Annotated in this window: 12 protein-coding genes; 8 read left to right on the top strand and 4 right to left on the bottom strand. The window is 63.2% G+C overall.

Annotation, left to right across the window (positions count from 1 at the left end; genetic code table 11):
* Positions 1-38: 38 nt before the first annotated feature.
* Positions 39-215, bottom strand: a complete 177-nt coding sequence (locus HMI59_RS03890; protein WP_164888665.1) for a hypothetical protein — start codon at positions 213-215, stop codon at positions 39-41.
* A gap of 369 nt (positions 216-584) precedes the next feature.
* Here HMI59_RS03890 and pucL point away from each other — a divergent pair, with 369 nt between their 5' ends.
* The gene (pucL, locus tag HMI59_RS03885; RefSeq protein WP_193592868.1) at positions 585-1,499 is read left to right on the top strand and encodes a factor-independent urate hydroxylase; all 915 of its coding nucleotides are present in this window, start codon (positions 585-587) and stop codon (positions 1,497-1,499) included.
* A gap of 245 nt (positions 1,500-1,744) precedes the next feature.
* Positions 1,745-3,244 carry a nucleobase:cation symporter-2 family protein gene (locus HMI59_RS03880; RefSeq protein ID WP_193592866.1) on the top strand — a complete coding sequence of 500 codons (1,500 nt, stop codon included), beginning with the start codon at positions 1,745-1,747 and terminating at the stop codon, positions 3,242-3,244.
* Between the two features lie 182 nt (positions 3,245-3,426).
* Here the strand turns inward: HMI59_RS03880 and HMI59_RS03875 are convergent, their stop codons facing one another.
* Positions 3,427-4,182 (bottom strand): IclR family transcriptional regulator, encoded by a 756-nt coding sequence (locus tag HMI59_RS03875; RefSeq protein WP_021473437.1) that lies wholly within the window; start codon positions 4,180-4,182, stop codon positions 3,427-3,429.
* 221 nt (positions 4,183-4,403) lie between these two features.
* Here HMI59_RS03875 and HMI59_RS03870 point away from each other — a divergent pair, with 221 nt between their 5' ends.
* From HMI59_RS03870 to HMI59_RS03855, 4 genes are read left to right on the top strand one after another with little or no spacing between them, the layout of a single operon-like run.
* Positions 4,404-5,798 (top strand): NAD-dependent malic enzyme, encoded by a 1,395-nt coding sequence (locus HMI59_RS03870; RefSeq protein ID WP_069696113.1) that lies wholly within the window; start codon positions 4,404-4,406, stop codon positions 5,796-5,798.
* A gap of 32 nt (positions 5,799-5,830) precedes the next feature.
* Positions 5,831-7,444 (top strand): malate synthase A, encoded by a 1,614-nt coding sequence (gene aceB, locus HMI59_RS03865; protein ID WP_021473439.1) that lies wholly within the window; start codon positions 5,831-5,833, stop codon positions 7,442-7,444.
* Between the two features lies 1 nt (position 7,445).
* Positions 7,446-8,708, top strand: coding sequence for an aldolase (locus tag HMI59_RS03860; RefSeq protein ID WP_193592865.1), 1,263 nt, complete (start codon positions 7,446-7,448; stop codon positions 8,706-8,708).
* A 14-nt stretch (positions 8,709-8,722) separates the two neighbouring features.
* Positions 8,723-9,535: a bifunctional allantoicase/(S)-ureidoglycine aminohydrolase gene (locus HMI59_RS03855; protein WP_021473441.1), complete on the top strand. Its 813-nt coding sequence runs from the start codon at positions 8,723-8,725 to the stop codon at positions 9,533-9,535.
* Between the two features lie 78 nt (positions 9,536-9,613).
* Here the strand turns inward: HMI59_RS03855 and HMI59_RS03850 are convergent, their stop codons facing one another.
* Positions 9,614-9,910 (bottom strand): hypothetical protein, encoded by a 297-nt coding sequence (locus HMI59_RS03850; protein WP_193592864.1) that lies wholly within the window; start codon positions 9,908-9,910, stop codon positions 9,614-9,616.
* Between the two features lie 84 nt (positions 9,911-9,994).
* The gene (locus HMI59_RS03845; protein ID WP_193592863.1) at positions 9,995-10,300 is read right to left on the bottom strand and encodes an MmcQ/YjbR family DNA-binding protein; all 306 of its coding nucleotides are present in this window, start codon (positions 10,298-10,300) and stop codon (positions 9,995-9,997) included.
* 205 nt (positions 10,301-10,505) lie between these two features.
* Between HMI59_RS03845 and HMI59_RS03840 the strand changes: the two genes are divergently transcribed.
* Together HMI59_RS03840 and HMI59_RS03835 are read left to right on the top strand one after the other, a co-directional pair.
* Positions 10,506-11,090, top strand: a complete 585-nt coding sequence (locus HMI59_RS03840) for a DinB family protein (protein WP_166186590.1) — start codon at positions 10,506-10,508, stop codon at positions 11,088-11,090.
* Between the two features lie 147 nt (positions 11,091-11,237).
* Entirely contained in the window at positions 11,238-11,711 is a 474-nt protein-coding gene (locus HMI59_RS03835; protein ID WP_193593663.1) for a sensor histidine kinase, read from the top strand.
* The last annotated feature ends 29 nt before the right edge of the window (positions 11,712-11,740 follow it).

The raw sequence follows: 11,740 nt of genomic DNA, 5'->3' as shown, positions 1-11,740 counted from the left end.
CGAGGAAAGGTAACCGTGCTCGCTGAGGACGGAGAAAATCAGGGACGCTGCCGGCCGAAGACAGGGAGCGCCCTGAGCCAACGGGAGAACCCGCCGCTCTTGCGGTCACAGTCGGCCGGAATGTAGAAATCCGGATCCGTGGCGCCGAAGGGCAGGTACAGCTCCTGACCCGGTGCCGGAAATTCTACGACCTTGCCCGTATCCTTCGAGTCCATCTGATCCTCCTCTTTCAGCATCCAAGGTTTCCGTAATTTGGAAACTTTTTATTGATATGTGGAAAGTCTAGGGAATACAAAGAACGCCCGTCAAGACCCCTCCAGTGATCACGGAAAGTTGCTCCGGTCACATTCGGAAGATTCACAACGATCCCCCGGAACCCATGTACAGCGGGCAAACCATGGGCTACTCTCGAATGAGTTCGTGGCGTAGGTCACGTAACCTGAGAGCAGCAGGCAGGGTCGTAATGAGCTGGCATCCATGGATGCCGGCTCTTTTTTGTTGGGTCGGCTCCACCGGAAACGGAGTGGAAACACTCACTTAATTTCATTGATGGAACGTACGTTCCACCTCACAGAAGTTGGGATATGACCATGAGCAACAACATCGTCCTCGGCGAAAACCAGTACGGCAAAGCAGAAGTCCGCGTCGTCAAGGTCACCCGGGATACCGACCGCCACCAGATCGAAGACCTGAACGTCACCTCGCAGCTCCGCGGTGATTTCCAGGCAGCCCACCTCGAAGGCGACAACGGCCATGTGGTGGCAACCGACACCCAGAAGAACACCGTGTACGCCTTCGCCCGTGACGGCGTCGGCTCTCCGGAAGCGTTCCTGCTGCGTCTTGCCGACCACTTCACCGGCGAGTTCTCCTGGGTTACGGGTGGCCGCTGGGAAGCTGAGTCCTACGCATGGGAGCGCATCCAGGCCCACGGCCAGGGACACGACCACAGCTTTGTCCGCAACGGACAAGAGGTGCGTACCGCCGTCGTCGTCCGTGATGGCGCAACCACGCACATCATTTCCGGCCTCAAGGACCTGACCGTCCTGAAGACCACGCAGTCCGGCTTCGTCGGCTACCCGCGCGACAAGTACACCACCCTCCCCGAAACCACGGACCGCATCCTCGCAACGGATGTATCGGCCCGCTGGCGCTACAACACCAACCTCGACGCCGGTGCAACCGACTTCAACAAGAGCTACGAGGACATCAAGGCCCTCCTCCTGGAAGGCTTCACCGAGAACTACTCGCACGCGCTGCAGCAGACCCTCTTCGACATGGGCAAGAAGGTCCTCGAAGCACACAGCGAGGTTGACGAGATCAAGTTCTCCATGCCGAACAAGCACCACTTCCTGGTTGATCTGAGCCCGTTCGGACAGGACAACCCCAACGAGGTCTTCTTCGCCGCCGACCGCCCGTACGGCCTCATCGAAGCAACCGTCCAGCGCGACAACACCACCGCCGCACCGCTCGCCTGGATGGGCATCGCCGGCTTCTGCTAAACCCACCGGCCCGCACCGGGCACGGCACGAAGCCGACCACGGCAACTAAGCCGAACCACGGCTCCAGGCCGACCACGGCAACAAAGCCGAACCAATCCGGAGTTTGTGTACAGGTCCTGCCCTTGAGGCACCCCTCCATACCGGCAGCACCTGTACACAAACCCGACCCTAGGAAACCCCAGATTTTGTTAGCCAGACACAGTTAGCCAGACGAAGACGTCTGCCATGAACCCAGAGAGTCTGCCATGAACATCAAGAAGAAATCCCGCTCCGCGAATCCCACCGCGCACAAGTCGCAGCGTCCCGAGGACCAGCGGCTGCCCATCGGAAGCACGTTCGCGTACGGCTTCCAGCACGTACTCACCATGTACGGCGGCATCATCGCACCGCCGCTGATCATTGGTGCCGCAGCCGGCATGTCCTCCCAGGACATCGGCCTCCTGATCGCCGCCTGCCTCTTTGTGGGCGGCCTTGCCACCATCCTCCAGACCGTCGGCATTCCGTGGTTCGGTTCGCAGCTTCCCTTGGTCCAGGGCGTCTCTTTCGCCGGCGTCTCCACCATGGTGGCGATTGTCCAAGGCGGCGGCGGGATCCAGGCAGTCTTCGGGTCGGTCATCGTGGCCTCGCTGATAGGCCTTGCCATCACGCCCCTGTTTTCGAAGATCATCAAGTTCTTCCCGCCGGTAGTTACCGGCACGGTGATCACCACCATCGGTTTGACTCTCATGCCGGTGGCCGCGAACTGGGCCATGGGCGGCAACGCCAAGGCAGACAACTACGGCAGCATGGCAAACATTGGCCTCGCGGCTGCAACCATGGGCGTCGTGTTGCTCCTCAGCAAGGTGGGCAACGCCGCTATCTCCCGCCTGTCCATCCTGCTGGCCATGGTCATCGGCACCATCATCGCCACCGTTTCCGGCATGGCGGACTTCTCCAAGGTTGGCCAGGGCGACATCGTTGCTTTCCCCACCCCGTTCGCTTTCGGTGCTCCCACGTTTGAAATCGCCGCGATCATCTCTATGCTGATCGTCATCCTGGTGACCCTGACCGAAACGTCCGCGGACATCATCGCAGTGGGCGAGATCGTTGACACCAAGGTCGATTCCCGCCGGATCGGCAACGGCCTGCGCGCCGACATGCTCTCCAGCGCCATCTCCCCGCTGTTCAACTCCTTCACCCAGAGCGCCTTCGCCCAGAACGTCGGCCTGGTGGCCATCACGGGCATCAAGAGCCGCTTCGTCGTCAGCGCCGGCGGCCTCATCCTGGTGATCCTGGGCCTCCTGCCGATCCTTGGCCGGGTTGTCGCAGCGGTTCCGACGCCCGTCCTGGGCGGCGCCGGCGTCGTACTCTTTGGAACGGTTGCCGCCAGCGGTATCCGCACCCTCGCCAAGGTCGAGTACAAGAACAACATGAACCTGATCATCGTTGCGGCTTCGATCGGCTTCGGCATGATCCCCATTGCTGCGCCGAAGTTCTACGACCAGTTCCCCACCTGGTTCTCCACGATCTTCCACTCGGGCATCAGCTCGGCGGCAGTCATGGCCATCATCCTGAACATCCTGTTCAACCACTTCAAGGCCGGCAACACGGACAACCAGTCGGTGTTCGTGGCCGGGACGGAGCGGATCATCACCAATGAGGACATCAAGTGCCTCAACGAAGGCGACCGTTTCGAGAACGGCAAGCTGATCGACGCCGACGGCAATGAAGTCCCCATCAAGACCAACAGCGTCTCGGAGCACTAGCTCCCGGCACCGGCAGAAGACGGCAGCGTCCCGCGTGGAGGCTGTCGTCTTTTGTCGCGTCGCGCGGAATGTACGACGGCGGCACACACCCGGGCGGGATGGCGGCACAGGCCCGGGGCGTCGAGACAACAAAAGATGGCAATGTTTCCAGGAAACATTGCCATCAAATGCCAACTCGGTGGTTAGTTTTGGTTGAGCTCCGCGGAGATCGCCAGGGCTGCTTCACGGAGCATGGGTACCGCGCGGTCGGCGAAGCTCTGGTCCACACGGGTGATGGGACCGGAAACGGAGATCGCCGTGGGTGTGGGAGCGTTCGGGACGGCCATGGCAAAGCAGCGGACGCCGAGTTCCTGCTCCTCCTCGTCAATGGAGTAGCCGCGTTCACGGATGAGCTTGAGGTCTGCCAGCAGGGAGTCGATGTCTCCGATGCTCTTGGCCGTAGGAGTAGGCATGCCGGTGCGGGCCACGATGCCGCGGACCTGCTCGTCGTCCAGTTGCGCCAGGATGGCCTTGCCCACGCCGGTGTCGTGCGTGTGGGCGCGGCGGCCGACCTCGGTGAACATGCGCATGGAGTGCATGGACGGAACCTGGGCCACATAGATCACCATGTCCGAGTCGAGGACCGCCATGTTGGAGGTCTCGCCGAGCCGTTCAACGAGGTTCTTGAGCTGGGGACGCGCCACGGCGCCGAGCTGCTTGCTGGCACCCTCGCCGAGCCGGATGAGCCGCGGCCCAAGGGCGTAGCGCCGGTTGGGCAGTTGGCGGATGTAGCCAAGGGCCACCAAGGTGCGCAGAAGGCGATGGATGGTGGGCAGGGGCAGGTCCGTGGACGACGACAGCTCGCTGAGCGTGACATCCCCGCCTGCGTCGGTGATCAGTTCCAGCAGTTCAAAGACGCGCTCGACGGACTGCACGCCTCCGGAGGCTTTTTCAGCCATTCCCTTGTCTCCAATGACTCAGATTCCGACAACTCTTATCCGCATCGTGAAAAGAATTGCTTAGAACACCCAAGATACAGCACAGCGGACACCTTGGCGACGAGACCAAAGATGACCCGCGAAGGGGTTGTATTTCCACTTTGCAGATAATAATATCCATAATACGAAAACATTCAGTTTTGAACGGCGGCCCTCGAACGGGCCCAACAGGAGGAATTTCAATGGCGAACCCGAGCCCCGGTAACTCGATCACCCTGCGCGTCTCCGCGCCGTCGAGCTTCACCGCGACGAGCGAACTTGCTGCCGCAGTTGGCGCCGCCGGTGCCGCAATCACCGCGCTGGACGTCACGGAATCCCACCACGAGACGATCGTCGTCGACGTCACCTGCAACACCACCGACGATGCCCACGCAGCCCGCGTCAAGGATGCCCTGAACGCCCTCGACGGCGTTTCCGTCCAGCATGTTTCCGACCGCACCTTCCTGATGCACCTCGGCGGCAAGCTCGAAGTCGTCCCCAAAGTAGCCCTGCGCAACCGCGACGACCTCTCCCGCGCCTACACTCCCGGCGTCGCACGTGTCTGCCTCGCGATCGCCGAGGACCCTGCCGCTGCCCGCAACCTGACGGTCAAGCGCAACACCATTGCCGTCCTCACTGACGGCTCGGCCGTGCTGGGCCTGGGCAACATCGGTCCGGCTGCGGCCCTTCCGGTCATGGAAGGCAAGGCCGCCCTGTTCAAGCAGTTCGCCAACGTGGACGCCTGGCCGGTCTGCCTGGACACCCAGGACACGGAAGAGATCATCAAGATCGCCAAGGCCATGGCACCGGTTTACGGCGGCATCAACCTCGAAGACATCGCCGCACCGCGTTGCTTCGAGATCGAAAAGCGGCTCCGCGACGAGCTGGACATCCCGGTCTTCCACGATGACCAGCACGGCACGGCAATCGTTACCCTCGCCGCCCTGGTCAACGCCCTGCGCGTCGTGGACAAGAAACTGTCCGAGGTCAAGATCGTGGTCTCCGGCGTCGGCGCTGCCGGCTCCGCCATCATCCAGCTCCTCAAGGCACAGGGCGCACAGCACATCGTCGCCGCCGGCCGCTCCGGCGCCATCCACTCGGGCGAAAAGTACGACGACGAGCACCGCAGCTGGATCGCCGCGAACACCAACGAAGAAGGCTTCTCCGGCACCCTCCACGAGGCCCTCAAGGGTGCCGACGTGTTCATCGGCGTCAGTGCACCGCACGTGATCGGCGAGGAGCAGGTGGCTTCCATGGCAGAGAACGCAATCGTGTTCGCCATGGCCAACCCCACCCCGGAAATCGATCCGGGCATCGCGTCCAAGCACGCAGCAGTCGTGGCGACGGGCCGCAGCGACTTCCCCAACCAGATCAACAACGTCCTGGCGTTCCCCGGCTTCTTCCGCGGCCTGCTCGACGCCGGAGCATCGGACATCACGCCGAACATGCTGGTAGCTGCAGCCGAAGCCATCGCCAACCGCGTGGCTGACGACGAGCTCAACGCGAGCTACATTATCCCCAGCGTCTTCGATCCCCATGTTGCCGCCGAGGTTGCTGCTGCGGTCGCCGCAGCCGCCCAGGAAAACGCCGCCAGCTAGCACCAGCGCACTAGACAAAGGAATCCGCTCACATGGCTATCACAGTCACCGATCCCCGGCCGATCGATCGCGCCGAGGAAATCCTCACTCCCGAGGCACTGGGCTTCATCGAGGAACTGCACAAGCGCTTCGCAGGTACCCGCAACGAACTCCTCCAGGCCCGCAAGGCCAAGCGCCAACAGGTTGCCGAGACCAGCCGCCTGGACTTCCTCCCGGAGACCCGGGAGATTCGCGACGGCGACTGGAAGGTCGCCGAGGCTCCTGCGGCTTTGCAGGACCGCCGCGTTGAAATGACCGGCCCGGCCACCCCGGCCAAGATGGCCATCAACGCCCTGAACTCCGGCGCCAAGGTCTGGCTCGCCGACCTCGAGGACGCCAGCACTCCCACGTGGCCCAACGTCATCGACGCCATCCTCAACCTCCGTGACGCAGCCCGGGGCACCCTCAGCTTCACCTCCCCCGAGGGCAAGGAATACCGTCTGCGCACGGACGCTCCCCTTGCGGTGGTTGTGGCACGCCCCCGCGGCTGGCACATGGAAGAGAGCCACCTTTTGATCGACGGCGAACCCACCGTGGGTGGCTTGGTGGACTTCGGCCTGCACTTCTTCCACATCGCCAAGCAGCTGCTCCAGAACGGCCACGGCCCGTACTACTACCTGCCCAAGATGGAGAGCCACCTGGAGGCACGCCTCTGGAACGACGTCTTCGTCTTTGCCCAGGACTACCTCGACATCCCGCAGGGCAGCATCCGTGCCACGGTGCTGATCGAAACCATCCCTGCCGCCTTCGAGATGGACGAGATCCTCTACGAACTGCGCCACCACGCCTCCGGTTTGAACGCCGGCCGCTGGGACTACCTCTTCAGCATCATCAAGTACTTCCGTGATGCCGGCGAAGAGTTCGTCCTCCCGGACCGCGCAACCGTCGCCATGACCGCCCCGTTCATGCGCGCCTACACCGAGCTCCTGGTCAAGACCTGCCACAAGCGCGGCGCCTTCGCCATGGGCGGCATGGCCGCAGTGATCCCCAACCGCAAGCAGCCCGACGTCACCGCCGCAGCCTTCGAGAAGGTCCGCGCTGACAAGACCCGCGAAGCAAACGACGGCTTCGACGGATCCTGGGTTGCCCACCCGGACCTGGTCTCCACGTGCCGCGAGGTGTTCGACTCCGTGCTCGGCGATCCGGAAAACGGCGGCAAGAAGAACCAGATCGACAAGCAGCGCCCCGAGGTGAACGTCACCGCCGAACAGCTGATCGACGTCGCGTCCGCCGGCGGTACCGTGACAGAGGCCGGGCTGCGCCTGAACCTGTACGTCGCCGTCGCCTACACCGGCGTCTGGATTTCCGGCAGTGGCGCCGTGGCCATCCACAACCTCATGGAAGACGCAGCGACGGCGGAAATCTCCCGTTCGCAGGTGTGGCAGCAGCTGCGCAACAAGTCCATCCTCGCGGACACCGGCAACACCGTGACCCGCGAACTGGTCACCCGCATCCTCGGCGAAGAGACCGAACGCCTGCGCATCGAGTTCGGTGACGAGAACTTCACCAAGTACTACGAGCCGGCGTCCAAGCTGATCGAGGAAATCTGCCTCTCCGACGAGTACACGGACTTCCTCACCACGCCCGCGTATGAGCTGGTGGGCTGAGATGGGTTCATTCTCCGCATCGGACCTGAAGCATATCGAGTCCCGGCTCGCCGCCACGGACCAGTTGCTTGACCGCAACTACCCCGGCGACGACGGCTCGCGCCAGCCCATCCACACGGTTTACGTCCCCGCCGACCGCTTCACGTCCACCTTCGCTGCCGATTGGGGTGCCCAGGCACTCGCGACGGCGGAAGCACACGGCGGTCTCGAGAAGCTCGGCCGGTTGCTGGGCCAGGAACCGGAACTCGCGGCTGCTGTTGCCGCCCGGGTTTCGGCCAAGCTCGCTTCTGAGCCCATCGAGGACCTGCGCCTGGACTTCGAGGACGGTTACGGTGACCGCGGCGACGAGGCAGAAGACGCCGACGTCGTTGCTGCCGCCAAGGCTGTTTCCGCAGCAGTCGCGGCCGGCACGGCACCGCCGTTCATCGGCATCCGTTTCAAGTGCTTCGAAGCTGCAACGCGTGCCCGTGGTTTGAAGACGTTGGACCTGTTCGTCTCCACGCTTGCCTCGGCCGGCGAGCTTCCCGAGGGCCTGATCCTCACGCTGCCGAAGGTCACCACGGTGGCCCAGGTCCAGGCCATGGATTATGCAGTGTCCCGCCTCGAGGAAGTCCACGGGCTCCCCGCAGGCCGGCTCCGCTTCGAAGTGCAGGTGGAAACCCCGCAGCTCATCCTCGGTGCCGACGGAACCTCGCCCGTGGCACAGCTCCCGCACGTGGTACCCGGCCGCATTAGCGCCCTCCACTACGGCACGTACGACTACAGCGCCTCCTTGGGGATCTCCGCCGAGTACCAGTCCATGGAGCACCCGGTGGCCGACTTCGCCAAGGAAGTCATGCAGCTCGCCGTGGCTGGTACGGGCATCCGCCTCTCCGACGGTTCCACCAACATCATCCCCGTGGGCGATGCCGTGGAAGACGCCTGGAAACTCCACGGCCGGCTGGTACGCCGCTCCCTGGAAAACGGCTACTACCAAGGGTGGGATCTCCACGCCGCCCAGCTGCCCAGCCGTTTCTCGGCGTCGTACGCTTTCTACCGCGAAGGCCTCCCCGCAGCGGCGCTGCGGTTGCGCAACTATGTCGAGCGGACCGAAGGCGGCGTGATGGACGAGCCCGCCACCGCCCGTGCCCTGGCAGGATTCGTCCTCCGCGGCGTCCAGTGCGGCGCAGTGGGGACCGACGAGGTCAAGGCGCTTGGCGGCGTCGAACTTCCACAGCTGACCGCACTGGCGCACCCGCGGCTCGCACAACCAACTTCGCACTGATTAGGAGCACCCTGATGGGCAACTATTACTACCCGACCGGTGGCTTGCCGCCTCAGACCCACCTGACCACGGAACGGGCCATCGTCACCGAGGCGTACACCGTGATCCCCAAGGGCGTCCTCACGGACATCGTCACCAGCAACCTGCCCGGCTTCACCAACACGCGGTCCTGGATCATCGCCCGGCCGATTTCCGGGTTCGCCACCACGTTCTCGCAGCTGATCGTGGAGATCGCCCCCGGCGGCGGTGCTCCCAAGGCCGAGTTCGAGGCAGGCGTTGAGGGCGTCATTTTCGTGACCAAGGGCCAGCTCAACCTGACGCTCGACGGCGAACTGCACCACCTCGAAGAGGGCGGCTACGCCTACCTCGCGGCAGGTGCGGAATGGGGCGTGGAGAACGTTTCCAACGACATCGTGTCCTACCACTGGATCCGCAAGGCGTACGAACGGCTCGAGGGCTACGAGGCCAAGTCCTTCGTGACCAACGAGAAGGACGTTGAGCCGACGTCCATGCCGGACACCAACGACGTCTGGAAGACCACCCGCTTCACGGACTCCAGCGACCTCGCGCACGACATGCAGGTCAACATCGTCACTTTCCAGCCCGGCGGCGTGATCCCCTTCCCGGAGACCCACGTCATGGAGCACGGCCTGTACGTCCTCGAGGGCAAGGCCATGTACCTGCTCAACAACGACTGGGTTGAGGTTGAGGCCGGCGACTTCATGTGGCTGCGCGCGTTCTGCCCGCAGGCTTGCTACGCCGGCGGACCGGGCGAGTTCCGGTACCTGCTGTACAAGGACATGAACCGCCAGGTGAAGCTCACGTAGTTTTGGTTGGCTCGAGATCGCCGGAACGCTGCCCTTTCGCAGGGAACGTTCCGGCGATTTCGTCGTTTTCGTGCCGTTTCAGCGCCGACGGCCGATGGCTAGCCCCGCCCAGAAGGAAAGAGCCAGCAGGCCAACAACTGAGATGGCCACGCCAAGCTGTGTTTCGTTGCTCAGGAATGAGCCGTTGTTTCCCACGAACACCTCATTGCTGAGGGGCGCGTAGGCGAACCAACCCACCTCCGCGTTCAGGCTGGCCCACGCCACCGCGACCCCCACAGCCACAGTGATCAGTCCCAGCAAAGGCACGACGGCGGCCCGGACTTTGCGTGCAGGGTGCGGTGAGTGGTGTTCCCCAGGTGTGTTGTTGTCCCCCATGCCCGCTAGCCTAACCCCTCCCCGGCACCCAACTAAGTCGCAATAGTGCGCGTTTTGACGGGTCTAAACGCGCACAAACGCGACCTACTTGGGGGTGCCGGCGATCCGGTAGGACTCCTGGAGGAGCCCGGTCAGTTCATCGACGTCGATCTTGTCCAGGCGGATGAGGATCAGGTTGGGGGAACCGTCGTGATGCGGCGTCCAGTAGAACTTGTCCGGGTCCATGGCGGCGAGCGCTTCACGTTCCCCCGTCTTTACCGTCACCACTCCTTCTTCCCAGATCCGGGCCATCAGCGTCTTCGCGAACCATGCCGGCTGACCCCAGCTGGAGCGCTCGGTGACTCCGGGCAGGCCCAGGCATATTCCTCTTACGTCCTCCTCCGTGGCCATGGTTTACTGTGGCACGCCGCGGTTAGGGCCGTCGAGGCCCCGGGTCGCCGGAAAGCCGCGAAACCGCGGGAAAGCGGCGAAACAGGAGCACCGTTCCGGGCGACAGCGCAGGCTTGCGGCGAACACGGCACACCGACACACGGGACAGCAGCGCTCGGGGGTTCGGGGCGGAACCGCGGACCTTTGGAATCGGTAGAGTGCTCGCATGGATGACAAAGCAACGTTGCTTCATTACCTGCGCACCCGTCGGGCCGACCTGCTCGGAAAGGTAGAGGGCTTGAGCGAATACGATGCCCGCAGGCCCATGACTCCCACCGGCACCAACCTCCTGGGGCTGGTGAAACACGTGGCCAGCGTAGAACTGGGGTACTTCGGGGAGACCTTCGGACGCCCCAACGGGAGGGATCTCCCGTGGTATGCGGACTCCGCCGAACCCGATGCCGACATGTGGGTCCCGGCTGATGAAAGCATGCAGGACATCATCGACCTGCATCACTTCTCCGCCAAGCGCAGCGACGAAACCATCGAGTCACTACCCCTCGACGCGCCCGGCGTCGTGCCTTGGTGGTCCGAGGACAAAAAGAACGTGACTCTGCACCAGATCTTGGTCCACATGTGCGTGGAAACTGCCCGGCATGCGGGCCATGCTGACATCATCCGGGAACTCATCGATGGTTCTGCGGGTCAAGGGCCCAATGATCCCAACATCTCCGGGCGTAACTCCGAGGAATGGGCCGCGCACAGGTTCAGCATCGAGCAAGCTGCACTCGAAGCGGACGGCCTCAGCTGATTCCACCCCGCCCACTGAAACTTGATGGGAAATTGAGCTAAACGAACCCGATCCTTGATGATCCGGCGTGACTCTGGTTGCAGGCGAAGCATCCACGGAGGCTTCGGCTACGAATTTCCAGCAAGGACACAAGGACGTGGGGGAATGATGGATCAGGCAGAAGCTCAAGCAGAGGTGATGACCGTCAAAGGCATCATCCAGGACCAGCACCCGGTGGACTTCCACGCGCTGGGCGTTGCGGGGTGCATCGACCGGCTTGCCGAGCCTTTGCGCCGCTCCGGTGTACAGGTCAGTTGGGAGATCCCCCATCACGGCATTGAGATTTCCTCGGCATCTGCGGGACTGCTGTATCACGTGGCCCAGGAGACCTTCAGCAACACCCTCAATTACGCCGGTGCCAGCGAACTGACCGTCAAGCTCAACGCGGTCTACCACGGCATCCAACTCACCGTCCGTGACAACGGCAAGGGCTTTGAAATCCACGCTGCGCCGAGTGGACGCCGGCACGGCTTCGGGCTGTTGCTCATGTCCTTGGCGGTACACGATGCAGGCGGCATCCTGGACATCACCTCCGAAGTTGGACGCGGAACATCCGTCAGTGTGACGCTGCCCCTGGATTGAGTCCTGATTGGGACCTAAATTGACTGCCC

It is taken from the genome of Paenarthrobacter sp. YJN-5, assembly GCF_015040095.1.
Lineage (GTDB): Bacteria > Actinomycetota > Actinomycetes > Actinomycetales > Micrococcaceae > Arthrobacter > Arthrobacter ureafaciens.
The sequence above is the reverse complement of the archived record's forward strand: the minus strand, read 5'-3'. Positions and strand labels throughout refer to the sequence as shown.